The sequence below is a fragment of the Noviherbaspirillum galbum genome (assembly GCF_010974945.1).
Taxonomy (GTDB): Bacteria; Pseudomonadota; Gammaproteobacteria; order Burkholderiales; family Burkholderiaceae_D; genus Noviherbaspirillum; species Noviherbaspirillum galbum.
The window spans coordinates 55,084-70,944 of record NZ_JAAIVB010000037.1 but is presented as its reverse complement, the minus strand read 5'-3'; the positions used below and the strand labels follow the sequence as shown (position 1 = coordinate 70,944).

The following is a 15,861-nucleotide window of genomic DNA, read 5'->3' as shown; positions in this document are numbered from 1 at the left end:
GTTCAGGAGTTCACGAGATTGATGTTGGCGGGCGCGGCCGCGCTCTTGCGCGCAGCCTGGCGGTAGCGGCGATCGCCGGCCGCGAGCACGCCGCCCAGGGCCATGACGAGGCAGCCGGCCCAGATCCAGCTGACGAAGGGCTTCTGCTGCAGCCGCACGATCCACGCCCCGTCGTCCGCCGCCTCGCCTAGCGAAACGTAGAGGTCGCGCGCCAGGCCGCGGTCGATGGCCGCTTCCGTCATCGGCATGCGCGATGCCAGGTAGACGCGCTTTTCCGGCTGGAGCACCGTGACCGCGTCATCGCCCCGGCTGACCGCGAAGCTGCCGCGGGCGGCGACGTAATTGGGGCCGGCAACGTCTTCCAGCTTGGCGAAGGAGAAGCGGTACTCTCCGAGCTGCACGACGTCGCCCGGGCGCATCTTCACGTCCTTCTGGATGGCGAAGCCGTTGACCATGGTGACGCCGACCACGAAGATGCCGATGCCGGCATGCGCAAGCTGCATGGCCCAGAAGCTGGCCGGCTCGCGTCCCAGGCGGCGGCGCCAGGACATGCCGCGCGGCGCGTGACGCGCGCGTTCGACCACGTGCGCCACGCAGGATGCCACGATCCAGGCCGCCATGCCGATGCCCGCCGCCGCCATCGGCGAAGCGGCAAGGACCGCAAGCATGGCAAGCGCGGCAACCACTGCGATGAAGGCGCTAACGCGCAACCGGCGCATGATCTCGCCGGCCGTGTCGCGCTTCCACCTCGCGAACGGACCCGCGGCCAGCAGCAGCAGCATCGGCAGCATCAGCGGCACGAACACCGCCTCGAAATACGGCGGACCGACGGAAATCTTGCCGAGGCCGAAGGCATCCATGAACAGGGGATACAAGGTGCCAAGCAGCACCGTGGCCGATGCCACCAGCAGCAGCACGTTATTCACCAGCAGCAGGGATTCGCGCGACACCAGTTCGAAGCGTCCGCCCAATCCCACCTTCGGCGCGCGCCATGCATACAGGCTCAGCGACCCGCCGATCACCAGCGCGAGGTAGACCAGGATGTAGGTACCGCGGCGAGGATCGGTGGCGAAGGCATGCACTGAAGTCAGCACGCCGGAACGAACCAGGAAGGTGCCGAGCAGGGACAGCGAGAAGGCCACGATTGCCAGCAGCACCGTCCAGTTCTTGAAGCTGCCGCGCTTTTCCGTCACCGCCAGCGAGTGCATCAATGCCGTGCCGACCAGCCACGGCATGAAGGACGCATTCTCCACCGGATCCCAGAACCACCAGCCGCCCCAGCCCAGCTCGTAGTAGGCCCAGAAGCTGCCCATGAAGATGCCGAGGGTAAGGAAGGTCCAGGCGGCGGAAGTCCAGGGGCGCGACCAGCGCGCCCACGCCGCGTCGAGCCGTCCCGAGAGCAGCGCCGCGATGGCGAAGGCAAAGGCGACCGAGAATCCGACGTAGCCCATGTACAGCAGCGGCGGATGCACGATCATGCCGAAGTCCTGCAGCAAGGGGTTGAGGTCGCGGCCTTCCGGCGCGCCCGGCAGCAGGCGGTCGAACGGATTCGAGGTGAACAGCAGGAACGCCAGGAAGCCCACGGAGATCATGCCGAGCACGCCCAGCACCCGCGCCACGGTGTCTTCCGCGAGCTGCCGGCTCAGCAGCGCCACGGCGAGCGCCCAGCAGGAAAGCATCTCGATCCACAGCAGCAGCGAGCCTTCGTGGCCGCCCCATGCGCCTGCAATGCGGTAGTAGACCGGCAGCCTGGAGTTGGAATTGCCAGCGACATAGGCAACGGAAAAGTCGTTGGCGACGAAAGCATGGACCAGGACGCCGAAGGCGACGCTGACCAGCAGGCATTGGGCAAGCGCCGCCGGACGCGCCAGCGCCATCCAGCCACGCCTTCCCTGGTGCGCGCCGACGACAGGCAGGATCGCCTGCACGAGCGCGACGCACAGCGCCAGCATGAGGGAAAAGTTTCCGAGTTCCGGCAACATCAGCGGACCTTCCCTTCCTGCCCCTTCTTCAAGGCATAGGCAGCTTCCGGCGGCATGTAGTTTTCATCGTGCTTGGCCAGCACCTTGTCGGCACGGAAGCGGCCCTCGCCGTCCAGGCTGCCTTGCGCGACCACGCCCTTCCCTTCCTTGAACAGGTCGGGAAGCATTCCTTTGTATGTCACCGGGATGGTCTTGACGTTGTCGCTGACGGTGAAGCTGACCGTCACGCCGTCGGCATGGCGCCGCAGGCTGCCGGATTCCACCATGCCGCCGACACGGAAGCTGCGGCCCTTAGGCGCTTCGCCTGCGCTGACCTGCGCGGGGGTGTAGAAGAACACCATGTTTTGCCGGAACGCGGACAGCACCAGCCATGCCGCGAGACACAGCAGCGCGAGCCCGGTTGCCACCAGCGCCAGGCGCTTATGCCTTGCCTTCATGTCCATCCTTTCCGTTTTTTCCGTTCTTTCCGTTCCTTCCGCCAATGCCGTCGGTCGGGTGCCGCTCGCGGCGCAGCGCGCGCTGGTGCTGGCGCACGATGGCCTTCGTCCGGCTGCGCAGCGCCAGCACTTCGCCCGCGACCAGCAAGGCCGTCATGCCCGCCGCGCCCCAGACGTAGAGCGCATAGCCGCCCATGGAAATGAATTCGTTCATGCCGTGCCAGTTCATGCGTGCCCCCGTTGCTGCTGCAAGTATTGCCTTGCCCAGTCGGCATGGCGTTCGCGTTCGAGAATGATGAGGCGCACCCGCTTCAGCGCGACGGCAACGGTATAGGCCCAGGCGGCGAGCGCCATGACGACCATCCCGGCCACCATCACCAGCGCCATGCTCGGCGCCTTGGTCATGCTGATGGATGAGCCCTGGTGCAAGGTGTTCCACCATTGCACCGAGAAATAGATGACGGGGACGTTGACCACGCCCACGAGCGCGAGGACGGCGCCAGCGCGGTCGGCGCGGCGCGGGTCGTCGATCGAGGATTGCAGCGCGATGAAGCCGGCATACAGGAACAGCAGGATGAGCTCGGACGTCAGGCGCGCATCCCAGACCCACCACGCGCCCCAGGTCGGCTTGCCCCAAAGCGCGCCGGTCCACAGGGCGACGAAGGTGAACATCGCGCCGGTGGGCGCGAGAGCCGTGGCCATCATCGACGACAGCCGTGTGTTCAGGACCAGTCCGAGCCCGGCCCATGCCGCCATCACGATGTAGATGAACATCGACATCCACGCCGCCGGCACGTGCAGGAAGATGATGCGGTAAGCATCGCCTTGCTGGAAATCCGTCGGCGCGAAAAGGAAGCCGATCGCCATGCCGGCAAGAGCCAGCAGCGCGGCCGAAATCCCGAACCAGGGAATCAGCTTTCCCGCGAGCGGGAAAAACGCCTGCGGCGATGCGAATCTGTACAGCGACGGCGCAAGGCAGGGGTGCCGCGTCGGCATCATTGGGCTGGCATTCGCCATGGTGTCGTGACTCCGGTTTGCTTGGTGGTGCTTGGTGATGAAAGGCGGTCTGGGGCGCATTCCGCCTGGTTTCGCCTTGCCTGGCCTGTTTTCCCGCGGCCGGGAAGGCGGTCCGCATCGATATGTTCTTTCTCGTCGCGCGGGCCACCCAGTGGGCCGATTTTCTTGGGTTTTTTCATTGCCCGGCGGCCTGGGCGGCGCGTTCGCGGTAACGAAGGGGTATAGAGCAAGCACCGTACCAGCCGGGCCCGGCGACTCTATTCGAGCGAGATGCGCAAGGCCGCCGCAGTGGCCCATGGCGACAGCACCGCCGAGGCGGCGAGCCCGGCGCCCAGCAGGAGCAGGTGCGCGCTGGCACCCACGCCGGCCGCATCCGCCCCCACCGCGCCGGCGCCGAAGATCAGGACGGGAATGTAGAGCGGCAGGACGAGCAGCGCGACCAGCACGCCGCTGCCGCGCGCGCCGAGCGTGAGCGCAGCGCCGATGGCGCCGACCAGGCTCAGCACCGGCGTGCCAAGCAGCAGGCCGATTGCGAGGATGGCCACGGACTGGCCGGGCAGGTCGAACTGCAGCGCCATCACCGGCGCCAGCAAGGTGATCGGCATCCCGGTCACCAGCCAGTGGGCGATGACCTTGCCCAGCACGATGACGGTCAGGGGCTCGGGCGACAGCACCATCTGTTCGAGCGAACCGTCGGCATGGTCCTGCGCGAAAAGGCGGCCGAGGGCCAGCATGGAGGCCAGCAATGCCGCCACCCAGACGATGCCCGGCGCCATGCTGCGCAAGAGTTGCGGCTCGGGCCCGACGCCAAGGGGAAACAGGCTGATGACGATGATGAAGAAGAACACCGTGGTGAGCACGTCGGACTTGCGGCGCCAGGCAAGCAGGAGGTCGCGGCGCGCCACCGCCAGCAGCAGGTTCAGCATGCGTCCGGCCTTTCCGGCGTCTTGCCCAGGTCAAGGAGGCCCTGTCGGGCTGCCTGCAGGAAAACATCCTGGTGCGTGGTGTAGACGAGCATGCCTCCGCCGGCGAGATGGCGGTCGATCACGGCAATGAGATCCTTGATGGCGGCGACGTCCAGCGCGGCAAAGGGTTCGTCGAGAATCCAGAGGGGGCGGTCGAACAACAGGGGCAGCCTGGCCAGCGCGACCCGCTTGCGCTGCCCTTCCGACAGCGCGCGTCCCGGCAGGTCGGCGATGTGGCCGATGCCCGCCGCCTCGAGGGCATCGATCGCTTCGTCGGGACCGAGGCGCCTGCCCGCGAGCGTCATGGCCATGACGAGGTTTTCCCATGCCAGCAGCTCATCCTTGACGCCCAGCGCATGCCCGAGAAAGACGAGCTGGCTGTTGAACTGGTCGCGGATGCGGCGGATGTTGCGCCCCTGCCATGCCACCTCGCCCGCTTCGGGCGGCGACAGGCCGGCGAGAATGCGCAACAGGCTGGTCTTGCCGCTGCCGTTTCCGCCCGCGACCCGCAATGCGTCGCCGGCAGCGACGACGGCATCGATGCCGGCGAACAATTCGAGATCGCCGCGCCTGCAGGTCAGCTTGCTTGCTTCGAGAGTCATGGAATCGGAAGGATGGCCGCGGCGAAGGAAAGGACGTCCCGCAAGGGGCGTCCTTTCCGCTGCCGGAAGCGCGTCAGACGATGACGGCTTATTTTACGCCAGCCATGTCAGGCAGCTGGTGGGCGATGCCCTTGTGGCAATCGATGCAGGTCTTCTCGCCCTTTGCCAGGTAGGTCGAGTGCGCTTCCACCGCGCGCTTGCTCTGCCGGGTGAAGTCCATCGATTCGAACTGGTGGCAGTTGCGGCACTCCAGCGAGTTGTTGGCCTTGAGGCGGGCCCACTCGTGGCTGGCAAGCTCAAGGCGGTGCGCCTCGAACTTTTCGCGGGTATCGATGGTGCCGAAGAGCTTGCCCCAGACTTCCTTCGAGGCCTGCATCTTGCGCGCGATCTTGTCGGTCCAGTTATGCGGCACGTGGCAGTTCGAGCACACCGCGCGCACGCCGCTGCGGTTCGAGTAGTGGATCGTGTTCTGCAGTTCCTGGAACACGTTGTCCCGCATCTCGTGGCAGCCGGTGCAGAACTTCTCGGTATTGGTCGCTTCCATGGCGGTGTTGAAGCCGCCCCAGAAGATCACGCCGGCAATGAAGGCCCCGATGGTCAGGAAGCCCAGGCTGAGGTGCATGCTGGGACGGCGGAGGATGGTCCAGTACTGCTTCATGATGGCGATCATGGCGGCCTCACTTCTTCCTGGCGGCGGGAGTTTCCTGCTTGCCATCCGTCTTCTTGAGCATGCTGTCGACGTCGGTGAAGGTATTGCCCACCAGCGGGTTCAGCCCGGCCTGCGGCACGTGGCACTGCATGCAGAAATAGCGGCGCGGGGAAACCTCGGCCAGGAAGTTTCCGTCGCGGTCCATGAAGTGGGTGACGCTGATCATGGGCGCCTGGCTTTCCTGGGTACGCGTGCGCGCGTGGCACATCATGCAGCGGTTCGCATTCTTGTCGAGCTGGTAGCCTTCGATCTTGTGGGGAATCACCGGCGGCTGCATGGCGTAGTTGCGCGAACGCTTGATGTCGCTGTTGTCCGGATTGGCCAGCGGCGGCGGCTGGGTGGTCTGCTCGAATCCCAGTGGGCCGCGCATGCCGTCCTGCAGGTCGACGGCGGAGGCACCTCCCGCATGCAGGGACAGCAATGACAACAGGGCCAGCAAGGCGATAAGCCATTTTTTCACGGTAATCTCCTTATACCTTGCGAATGTTGACCGCGCACTTCTTGAAGTCGGTCTGGAAAGAAATCGGATCGGTGGCGTCGAGCGTCACCTTGTTGATCAGCTGGCTGGCATCGAAGAAGGGCACGAACACCAGGCCGCGCGGCGGCTTGTTGCGGCCGCGCGTTTCCACGCGGCTGCGGATGGAGCCGCGGCGGGACGCGATCTCGATCATGTCGCCGCGGCGCGCGCCGAGCTCCTTGGCATCCTCGGGGTGCATGAAGCACACCGCGTTCGGCACCGCGCGGTACAGCTCGGGCACGCGGCGCGTCATGGTGCCGGTGTGCCAGTGCTCGAGCACGCGGCCGGTCGACAGCCAGAACGGATAGTCCTTGTCCGGCGACTCCGCGGGCGGCTCGTAAGGCAAGGCGAAGATCACTGCCTTGCCATCGGGCTGCCCATAGAATTCCACGCCGGCGCCGGCCTTGACGTAGGGGTCGAGTCCCTCGCGGTAACGCCACTTCGTTTCCTTGCCGTCGACCACCGGCCAGCGCAGGCCGCGCTCCTTGTGATAGGTGTCGAAGGGAGCGAGGTCATGGCCATGGCCGCGGCCGAACTCGGCGTATTCCTCGAACAAGCCTTTCTGGATGTAGTAACCAAAGGCCTTGGCTTCGTGGTTCTCGTATTCCTTCGCCATGTCGGCGACGGGAAACTTGTCGACCACGCCATTGCGGAAGACGAGGTCGTACATGGTCTTGCCGCGATACTGCGGCGCCTTGTCCAGCAGTTCCTTGGGCCAGATCTCTTCCATCTTGAAGCGCTTGGAGAACTCGGCGAGCTGCCATAGATCCGAACGTGCCTCGCCGGGCGCATTGACGAGCTGGTGCCAGAACTGGGTGCGGCGCTCGGCGTTGCCATAGGCGCCCTCCTTCTCCACCCACATCGCGGTCGGCAGAATGAGGTCGGCCGCCATGGTGGTGGCGGTCGGGTACGGATCGGAAACGACCACGAAGTTGGCGCCGTTGCGGAAGCCCGGATAGATTTCCTGCAGCGCGTTCGGTCCGGCCTGCATGTTGTTGTTTGCCATGACCCAGTAGGCGTTCAGCTTGCCGTCCTTGAGCATGCGCGACTGCACCACCGCGTGGAAGCCCGGCTTCTCGGGGATGGTGCCGGCGGGAAGCTGCCATATCTTCTCGGCCTTCTCGCGGTGCTTGGGATTGGCAACGACCATGTCCGCGGGCAGGCGGTGGGAGAAAGTACCGACTTCGCGCGCCGTGCCGCAGGCCGAGGGCTGGCCCGTCAAGGAGAACGGGCTGTTGCCCGGCGTCGAGATCTTGCCGGTGAGGAGGTGGATGTTGTACAGCAGGTTGCTGCACCAGACGCCTCGCGTATGCTGGTTGAAGCCCATGGTGAAGAAGGACGTCACCTTGACCTTGGGGTCGGCATACATCTCGGCCAGCTTGTGCAGCTTGTCCTTCGGGACGCCGGACAGCTTCGAGGTGTATTCGTCGTCATAGGTGCTGACGAACTTGGCGAATTCCTCGAAGGTGATGGGCTTGCTGCCGTTGGCGTCGGCGACGTTCTTCGCGGCCTTCTGCAGCGGATGGTCCGGGCGCAGGCCATAGCCGATGTCGGTGTTGCCCATCGCGAAGCGGGTGTGCTTGCTGACGAAGTCCTTGTTGACCTTGTTGTTCTTGATGATGTAGTTCGCGATGTAGTTCAGGATCGCCAGGTCGCTCTGCGGCTTGAAGATGATCGGCAGGTCGGCGAGCTCGAAGCTGCGGTGCTCGTACACCGACATCACCGACACCTTCACGTGCGGGTTTGAGAGCTTGCGGTCGGTGATGCGGGTCCAGAGGATGGGATGCATCTCCGCCATGTTCGAACCCCACAGCACGAAGGCGTCGGCCGCTTCGATATCGTCGTAGCAGCCCATGGGCTCGTCCATGCCGAAGGTGCGCATGAAGCCGGCCACGGCCGAGGCCATGCAGTGGCGCGCGTTCGGATCGATGTTGTTGGAGCGGAAGCCGGCCTTGAACATCTTCGCCGCCGCATAGCCTTCCCAGATGGTCCACTGGCCGGAGCCGAACATGCCGATGCCGGTCGGGCCCTTGTCGCGCAGGACCTTCTTGAACTGGCTCGCCATGGTGTCGAACGCCGTGTCCCACGACACCGGCATGAATTCGCCGTTCTTGTCGTACTTGCCGTTCTTCATGCGCAGCAGCGGCTTGGTGAGACGATCCTGCCCGTACATGATCTTGGAGAGGAAGTAGCCCTTGACGCAGTTGATGCCGCGGTTGACCTCGGCGTTCACGTCGCCATGGGTGGCGACCACGCGACCGTCCTTGACGCCGACGTTGACGCCGCAGCCCACGCCGCAGAACCGGCATGGCGCCTTGGACCATTGCAACTGGGTCTTGGAAGCGTCGGTCACCACGTTGGACGCGATGGATTCGACCGGGATGCCGATCGAACTGGCAGCCGTCACGACCGCCGTTTGCTTGATGAAGTCGCGCCGTGTGAGCGTCATGATTGCACTTCCTGTTCGAGCGCGGAAACGGGTTCCGCATGTTGATAAATGAGTACCGCGTCGATGACGCCCGGCAGCGCGCGGATTGCATCCATGATGTCGACGGTGCGCCGCGTGCTTTCCGTTTCCAGGGTGACGATCATCTTGCCGGCGGCGACATGATGGACTTCCGCGCCGGGCACGGACTCGACGCAGGAACGGATGGAGGAAAGCTGTTCGTGCCGGGCAGACACCACCACGCTGGCGATGTGCAGTTCTTGCTGTTCTGATGACATGTTGGTCCTGGGTATGTGAGGGTCATCAGGCGCCGGGCAGGCGTCCGCTCAGCAGCTGCATCATCCAGACGCAGAAGCCGTAGCCGCCCACCGTCATGACGGCGAGGATGGGCGCGGTGATGACGGTCAGGATCAGGAACGCGCGCAGTTCCTGGGTCTTGGTGGGCACGTGCTCGACGTGGTCGTCTCGTTTCATGTTTCGGTCCGGTCTGGGGTCATTCGTCGCGGGTTGCCTGGCCCGCCTGGATTTGGTGCATCGTATCGGCGCGCACCAAAATCGAACCTTGATCTGAATCAAGTTATGCCGGATGGGGAACTTGACGCCACGGTCGCTCGCGGAACCGGGTCGTTTCGATCACCGTATCGGGAAGGTAAAGATGACGTTCTGGACGGATCAGTCGAACCCGGCATGCCACGCAGGCGCAATCAGGAAGAGCGGAAGGAAGAAGTCAGGACCGGGCGCGGGGGCATGCATGCGCATCGGGGGCAGGCAGCAAGGCAAGGCCGGGCGCAATGGCACCCGAGCGTGAATGAAATGCAACTTAGTGTTCTATCACGCCTGCCGGCATTCCAACAATAGGGAAATTGCCTAGTTCCTGCAGTGAGATACCTAATGAATGTTTCCTGGCAATAACGCACCATGCATGTGCACACCAGTAAATTATTTTTACCAGCGTGCTGCAGGACAGCGGCCGCGCACCGGAAGCCATCGGGCAGCGGTCCTGGTTCAACGACATCGGCACCACCGGCAACGGCCAAGTGCCACATGGCTGACATCGCAGTTCGGAGGCATATGGAAACGACAACATCGGGCGATACTTCAATGGAAATATTGTCATTCAAGCTAGGCCAGGAAGAATACGGCCTGAACATCCTGAAGGTGCAGGAGATACGCGGGTACGAATCCGTCACGCGGATCGCTAATGCGCCCGACTACATCATGGGCGTGGTCAACCTGCGGGGCATCATCGTGCCTATCGTCGACATGCGCGTGCGCTTCAACATCGGCACGCCGTCCTACGACGATTTCACCGTGGTCATCATCCTCAACATCGCCGGCCGCGTGATCGGGATGGTGGTGGATTCAGTATCGGACGTGGTCACCCTCGCGAGCGAGCAGATCAAACCCGCGCCGGAGATGGGGACGGCGCTGAATACCGACTACCTGATCGGCCTGGGCACCATCGACGACCGGATGCTCATCCTGGTCGACATCGACCGCCTGATGTCCGGCGCGGAAATCGGCCTGCTGCAAAAGCTCGCCGCCTGAATCCCCCGCAACCACAGAACCACTCAGACCAGCTGTGTGCTGGCAGCCATCATGAAAATCTCGAATCTCAATATCAGCAAGCGCCTCGGGCTCGGCTTCGGCATCATCTGCGCCCTGCTCGTTTTCGTCCAGGTCCTGAGCATCACCATGCTGGGCCGCATCAATGACGGCACGAACCAGATCGTCAATGACCGGATGCCGAAGATCGCCGTGGCGAACGCCCTGCTCGCCGACATCAATACCATTGCCATCACCGTGCGCAACATGATGCTTACGGAGAGCAAGGAAGACCGTCAACGCCAGGTCGAACGCATCATGACCCTGCGCGGCAACGTCAGCGCCTCGCTGGCGGAATTGCAGCGCAGCTTGCGCCTGCCCAAGGCAAAGGAAGTGCTGGAGAGGATGGTCGCGTCCAACGAGAAGTTCGTCAGCGGCCAGGACCAGCTCATCAAGCTCATCAATGCCGGTTCCAGCGATGAAGCCAAGGCATTCCTGGGCAAGGACCTCCGGCCCATCCTGGCGGATTACAAGCAGGCGATTACCGACCAGATCAAGATGCAGACGGAGGTGACGCAACAGCTCGCCGGCGACGCGGAGGACACCTATTCGGGTGCCCGCAACCTGATGATCGGCCTGGGCATCGGCATCCTGGCGTTCGCGGCCGTCGTCGGCTACTGGATCACGGTATCGATCACCCGTCCCGTCGCCAAGGCGTTGAAGGTGGCCAACACGGTGGCGTCCGGCGATCTCACCAGCCGCATCGACGTCGACACCACCGATGAAATGGGGCAGCTGCTGAATGCCCTGAAGGCGATGAACGAAAGCCTTGCGCACACCGTGGCGACCGTCCGGGCCGGCACGGACACCATTGCGACCGCCTCGGCACAGGTCGCGGCGGGCAGCCAGGACCTGTCTTCCCGCACCGAACAGCAGGCCAGCTCGCTGGAAGAAACCGCGTCGTCGATGGAAGAACTGACCTCCACCGTGAAGCAGAACGCGGACAATGCCCGCCAGGCGAATGCGCTGGCGGCAACGGCTTCCGAAGTGGCATCCAAGGGCGGCGCGGTGATCGGCCAGGTGGTCGGCACGATGGGCGAGATCAATGCGTCCGCCAGCAAGATCGTGGACATCATCGGCGTCATCGACGGCATCGCCTTTCAGACCAACATCCTGGCCTTGAACGCCGCGGTCGAAGCGGCCCGGGCCGGCGAACAGGGACGCGGCTTCGCGGTCGTGGCAAGCGAAGTGCGCACCCTGGCACAGCGCTCGGCGAACGCGGCCAAGGAAATCAAGAGCCTGATCGGCGATTCGGTGGAAAAGGTGGAAGCGGGCAGCAAGCTGGTGAACGACGCCGGAACGACGATGCAGGAAATCGTCGAGAGCGTGCGCCGCGTGACCGACATCATGGCCGAGATCAGCGCCGCCAGCGCCGAGCAGACGTCCGGCATCGAGCAGATAAACCAGGCGGTGACGCAGATGGACCAGGTCACGCAGCAGAACGCCGCGCTGGTGGAAGAAGCCGCCGCCGCTTCGGAAGCCATGCAGGACCAGGCCGCGAAACTGGCGCAGGCGGTGAGCATCTTCCGCGTGGATTCCACCCATCTTGCAGCCACCCTGCCTTCGGCAGTTGCAGCACCAGCCCGGCCACACGCTGCGCGCCAGCCGGTGCGTGCGATCCGCCAGCAACACGCCGTGGCGACGCGGGCCGATCGCAGGGCCAATCCCGCCTTGGCATCGAACAGCGCCGACGAGTGGGAAACGTTTTGATGTGAGATATCGCCGTCAGCGGAATGTCGTCCTCGCGGCAGCGGGGACGATGTGAGCCCCCGGCCGGTCCGGAACGATAGCCGGGTCGCTGATGAAATCTTGGGAAGCTTTCCGAACGCGCAAAGAAAAAGCCGCTTTTCAGCGGCTTTTTTGAATCCAGTTTGTCGATCTACTGGCGGAAAGGGAGGGATTCGAACCCTCGATACGCATAAACGTATACTGGATTTCGAGTCCAGCGCATTCGACCACTCTGCCACCTTTCCGAATAGGGTCGACTTGCAGCTCGGGGAGCTGCAAAGCGTGCAAGTATAGCAGATCATCTCGCGAGGCGGAATAGGCGTTCCCATGCGAAACCTCAGGACCCGACGAAAAATCCCTAACGACGGTGCCAGAACTTTTCAATGCGGCAAGGCTCTGCCGCTACGAGAGACGATCCGGCAATTCAGCCGCGGGCCAGGCTTGTCAGTCCGCCCATGTACGGACGCAGCACTTCCGGAATTTCTACGCTGCCATCCGCCTGCTGATAATTTTCCAGCACGGCGACCAGGGTGCGGCCGACCGCCAGTCCGGAGCCGTTGAGCGTGTGCACGAGTTCAGGCTTGCCCTGCGCATTGCGGAAACGGGTCTGCATGCGGCGGGCCTGGAAGGCTTCGCAGTTGGAGACCGACGATATCTCGCGATAGGTGTTCTGCGCCGGCAGCCAGACCTCGAGGTCGAAGGTCTTGGTGGCGCCGAAGCCCATGTCGCCGGTGCACAGCGCGAGGACGCGGTAAGGCAGGCCGAGCTTCTGCAGGATGGCTTCGGCATGGCCGACCATTTCGTCCAGGGCCTCGTAGGATTTCTCGGGATGGGCGATCTGCACCATCTCGACCTTGTCGAACTGGTGCTGGCGGATCATGCCGCGGGTGTCGCGGCCGTAGCTGCCCGCTTCGGAACGGAAGCACGGCGTGTGCGCGGTGAACTTGAGCGGCAAGGCGTCGGCGGCAAGGATTTCATCGCGCACCATGTTGGTCAGGGAGACTTCCGAGGTTGGGATCAGGTAGAGCGACTCGCCCTCGCCTTCCTGTCCACCCTTCTTTACGGCGAACAGGTCGGCCTCGAACTTGGGCAACTGGCCGGTGCCGCGCAGGGAGTCCGCGTTCACGATGTAAGGCGTATAGCATTCGGTATAGCCGTGCGCGCCGGTCTGGGTGTCGAGCATGAACTGCGCGAGCGCGCGGTGCAGGCGGGCGATGCCGCCCTTCATGACGGCGAAGCGCGAGCCGGTGAGCTTGGCAGCAGTGTCGAAATCCAGTCCGAGGGCTTCGCCAATGTCCACGTGGTCCTTCACCTCGAAGTCGAACTGGCGCGGCGTGCCGACGCGGCGCACTTCCACGTTGCCGGTTTCGTCCGTCCCCACCGGCACCGATTCGTGCGGAAGGTTGGGGATGCTGAGCATGAAATCACTCATCCGTGCCTGGATGGCGTCGAGGCGCTCGGCGGATGCCTTGAGCTCGTCGCCGATGCCGGCCACCTCCGCCATTACCGCCGTGGTGTCCTCGCCCTTGCCTTTCAGCATGCCGATCTGCTTGGACAGGGAATTGCGCTTGCCCTGCAGTTCTTCGGTGCGGGTCTGGATTTGCTTGCGCTCGGCTTCCATCGCGTTGAAGGCGGCGATGTCAAGCTGGAATTTGCGGGTCGCGAGGCGCGCGGCCACGCCGTCGATGTCCTTGCGGAGCAGTTGAATGTCGATCATGGAAGTGCCGGGTTGGAGGTATGCGAAACCGCCATTGTAGCAAGCGAACGCGCGGAATCCGGCATGGGCCGGAATTGAGCGGCGGCAAAGGGAGGGCGTGGAGCCCCTCAGGCCTTGCCTTTCTTGCGCGCCTCGCGGTCGAGTTCCCGCAGGTAGGCCAGCTTCTCGCCGATCTTGCCTTCCAGCCCGCGCGGCGTCGGCTGGTACCAGCCGGGTTCGCGCATGCCGTCGGGAAGATAGGTTTCCCCGGCGGCGTAGGCGTCCGGTTCGTCGTGCGCGTAGCGGTAGAGCTTGCCGTAGCCCAGTTCCTTCATCAGCTTGGTCGGGGCGTTGCGCAGATGCTCCGGCACCGGGCGGGACTTGTCCTTGGCGACGAAGGCGCGCGCGGCGTTGTAGGCGTTGTAGACGGCATTCGACTTGGCGGCGCAGGCGAGGTATACCACGGCCTCGGCCAGCGCCAGCTCGCCCTCGGGCGAGCCCAGGCGTTCATAGATGTCGGCGGCGTCCAGCGACAGGCGGACCGCGCGCGGGTCGGCCAGGCCGATGTCCTCGACCGCCATGCGGATGATGCGCCGCGCGAGGTAGCGCGGATCGGCGCCGCCGTCGAGCATGCGCACGAACCAGTAGAGCGAGGCATCCGGATTGGAGCCGCGCACCGACTTGTGCAGCGCCGAGATCTGGTCATAGAAGGCGTCGCCGCCCTTGTCGAAGCGCCGCAGGTTTTCCGCGAGGGCAGTGGCGAGCAAGGCTTCGTCCACGGTCTGCGTGTCCTTGGCGGCAGCGGCGCGGGCGACGATTTCGAGGTTGTTCAGCAGCTTGCGGCCATCGCCGTCGGCGCTGGCGACCAGGGTCTGCTTGGCATCCGGTTCAAAGTCGAGTCCGTCGAGTTCCTCGATGCAGGCGCGGTCGACCAGGGCGTCGAGGTCTTCGTCGCTGAGGGACTTGAGCACGTAGACGGCCGCGCGCGACAGCAGCGCGCTATTGACCTCGAAGGAGGGGTTCTCGGTGGTCGCGCCGATGAAGGTGAACAGGCCGCTTTCCACGTGGGGCAGGAAGGCGTCCTGCTGGCTCTTGTTGAAGCGGTGGACCTCGTCGACGAAGAGGATGGTGCGCCTGCCGGAGGTGGCCCGCACGAGCTGGGCGCGCTCCACCGCCTCGCGGATGTCCTTCACGCCCGACAGCACGGCGGACAGCGCGATGAATTCCGCGTCGAAGCTGTCGGCCATCAGCCGCGCCAACGTGGTCTTGCCGACGCCCGGCGGGCCCCACAGGATCATGGAGTGCGGCTCGCCGGATTCGAAGGCCACGCGCAGGGGCTTGCCCGGCCCGAGCAGGTGCTGCTGGCCGATGACCTCGTCGAGGGCATGAGGCCGCAGGCGTTCGGCGAGGGGCATGGAACTCATGGCCGGCTTACTGCTGGAAGACATCCGCGCCCTTGGGCGGCACGAACTTGAACTCGTCGGCCGGCAGCGCCGGATTCTTGTCGAACTTGTCGAAGCTGATGAGCGACAGCTGGCCGAAGGAATCGCGCAATTCCATTGCGCGCGGCACCCCATCCTTCAGGCCGATGCTGAGGCGCTCGAAGGTGGAGTCGTTGGAGCGCGGCGTGGCGTCGAGCCATTCCATGCCATCCCTGGAGCCGGCGTCCTTGAGGACGAAGTTCTTTTCCAGGTCGTTGCTGCCGAACAGGATGGCCGCCGGCGAGGAGCCGAGCGTGGAAGCATCCAAGTTCTTCACCGTGACCTGGTTCAGGTCCTTGTCGTAGAGGTAGAGCTTTTCGCCGTCGGCCATCATCACCTGCTCGTAAGGCTTCAGGTAGGTCCAGACGAAACGGCCGGGGCGAGCGAAGGCGAAGGTGCCGGTGGCGGCGTTGGATACCTTGGGGCTGCCTTGCACCGCCTTCACCTGGCGCTGGGTGAATTGGCCGCGAGCGGTCTTGGTGGTGGTGGCGAAACTGCGGAACTGGTCGAGCGCGCCGGCGAAAGCCGTACCGCTGAGGGCAAGGGCACAGGCAGCGAAGATGGCGGTCTGAATGAGCTTGGGCATGCGTGGTAGCTGAGATTGATTTCCCGCGCACCGTCGACACTCCTTCCCCTTCAAGGGGAAGGTTGGGATGGGGATGGGGGTCGGTGGCAC

At 64.3% G+C, this 15,861-nt stretch carries 16 protein-coding genes and 1 tRNA gene; 2 read left to right on the top strand and 15 right to left on the bottom strand.

The genetic code is table 11. From position 1 onward, the window contains the following. Nucleotides 1-2 precede the first annotated feature (2 nt). The 11 genes from G3574_RS10870 to G3574_RS10820 all read right to left on the bottom strand — a co-directional run bounded on the left by G3574_RS10870 (nt 3) and on the right by G3574_RS10820 (nt 9,149). Nucleotides 3-1,982: a heme lyase CcmF/NrfE family subunit gene (locus tag G3574_RS10870; RefSeq protein WP_163962946.1), complete on the bottom strand. Its 1,980-nt coding sequence runs from the start codon at nt 1,980-1,982 to the stop codon at nt 3-5. Further along, nucleotides 1,982-2,419 carry a cytochrome c maturation protein CcmE gene (gene ccmE / locus G3574_RS10865; RefSeq protein ID WP_163962944.1) on the bottom strand — a complete coding sequence of 146 codons (438 nt, stop codon included), beginning with the start codon at nt 2,417-2,419 and terminating at the stop codon, nt 1,982-1,984. The genes G3574_RS10870 and ccmE overlap by 1 nt, the downstream gene beginning before the upstream one ends. Continuing rightward, nucleotides 2,403-2,633: a heme exporter protein CcmD gene (gene ccmD / locus G3574_RS10860; RefSeq protein ID WP_235953296.1), complete on the bottom strand. Its 231-nt coding sequence runs from the start codon at nt 2,631-2,633 to the stop codon at nt 2,403-2,405. The genes ccmE and ccmD overlap by 17 nt, the downstream gene beginning before the upstream one ends. Nucleotides 2,634-2,644: 11 nt before the next feature. Then, nucleotides 2,645-3,418: a heme ABC transporter permease CcmC gene (ccmC, locus tag G3574_RS10855; protein ID WP_205609745.1), complete on the bottom strand. Its 774-nt coding sequence runs from the start codon at nt 3,416-3,418 to the stop codon at nt 2,645-2,647. 275 nt (nt 3,419-3,693) lie between these two features. After that, nucleotides 3,694-4,362 carry a heme exporter protein CcmB gene (gene ccmB / locus G3574_RS10850; protein ID WP_163962932.1) on the bottom strand — a complete coding sequence of 223 codons (669 nt, stop codon included), beginning with the start codon at nt 4,360-4,362 and terminating at the stop codon, nt 3,694-3,696. Beyond that, nucleotides 4,356-5,003, bottom strand: coding sequence for a cytochrome c biogenesis heme-transporting ATPase CcmA (gene ccmA / locus G3574_RS10845; RefSeq protein WP_163962924.1), 648 nt, complete (start codon nt 5,001-5,003; stop codon nt 4,356-4,358). Before ccmA ends, ccmB begins: the two co-directional genes overlap by 7 nt. 88 nt (nt 5,004-5,091) lie before the next feature. Further along, a complete protein-coding gene (locus tag G3574_RS10840; protein WP_163962922.1) occupies nt 5,092-5,673 on the bottom strand; it encodes a cytochrome c3 family protein in 582 nt (193 codons plus the stop codon). Nucleotides 5,674-5,680: 7 nt separating this feature from the next. Next, entirely contained in the window at nt 5,681-6,172 is a 492-nt protein-coding gene (locus G3574_RS10835; RefSeq protein ID WP_407941666.1) for a nitrate reductase cytochrome c-type subunit, read from the bottom strand. Between the two features lie 10 nt (nt 6,173-6,182). After that, nucleotides 6,183-8,678, bottom strand: coding sequence for a periplasmic nitrate reductase subunit alpha (napA, locus tag G3574_RS10830; protein ID WP_163962920.1), 2,496 nt, complete (start codon nt 8,676-8,678; stop codon nt 6,183-6,185). Continuing rightward, the gene (locus tag G3574_RS10825; protein WP_163962918.1) at nt 8,675-8,953 is read right to left on the bottom strand and encodes a chaperone NapD; all 279 of its coding nucleotides are present in this window, start codon (nt 8,951-8,953) and stop codon (nt 8,675-8,677) included. Before G3574_RS10825 ends, napA begins: the two co-directional genes overlap by 4 nt. Before the next feature lie 25 nt (nt 8,954-8,978). Further along, on the bottom strand, nt 8,979-9,149 hold the full coding sequence (locus tag G3574_RS10820) for a periplasmic nitrate reductase, NapE protein (RefSeq protein WP_163962915.1): 171 nt from the start codon (nt 9,147-9,149) through the stop codon (nt 8,979-8,981). 627 nt (nt 9,150-9,776) lie between these two features. On the opposite strand from G3574_RS10820, the gene G3574_RS10815 reads away from it, so the two are divergent. Beyond that, entirely contained in the window at nt 9,777-10,223 is a 447-nt protein-coding gene (locus G3574_RS10815) for a chemotaxis protein CheW (protein WP_235953294.1), read from the top strand. A gap of 51 nt (nt 10,224-10,274) precedes the next feature. Further along, nucleotides 10,275-11,990 (top strand): methyl-accepting chemotaxis protein, encoded by a 1,716-nt coding sequence (locus tag G3574_RS10810; protein ID WP_163962911.1) that lies wholly within the window; start codon nt 10,275-10,277, stop codon nt 11,988-11,990. Between the two features lie 173 nt (nt 11,991-12,163). Here G3574_RS10810 and G3574_RS10805 read toward each other — a convergent pair. From G3574_RS10805 to lolA, 4 genes are all read right to left on the bottom strand, one after another. Then, a tRNA-Ser gene (locus tag G3574_RS10805) sits at nt 12,164-12,253 on the bottom strand. 179 nt (nt 12,254-12,432) lie between these two features. Continuing rightward, complete coding sequence (serS, locus tag G3574_RS10800; protein WP_163962909.1) at nt 12,433-13,725, bottom strand: serine--tRNA ligase; 1,293 nt, start codon at nt 13,723-13,725, stop codon at nt 12,433-12,435. A 107-nt stretch (nt 13,726-13,832) separates the two neighbouring features. Next, nucleotides 13,833-15,128 (bottom strand): replication-associated recombination protein A, encoded by a 1,296-nt coding sequence (locus tag G3574_RS10795; protein WP_205609736.1) that lies wholly within the window; start codon nt 15,126-15,128, stop codon nt 13,833-13,835. A 7-nt stretch (nt 15,129-15,135) separates the two neighbouring features. Continuing rightward, nucleotides 15,136-15,771 carry an outer membrane lipoprotein chaperone LolA gene (lolA, locus tag G3574_RS10790; protein WP_163962906.1) on the bottom strand — a complete coding sequence of 212 codons (636 nt, stop codon included), beginning with the start codon at nt 15,769-15,771 and terminating at the stop codon, nt 15,136-15,138. Nucleotides 15,772-15,861: the final 90 nt, after the last annotated feature.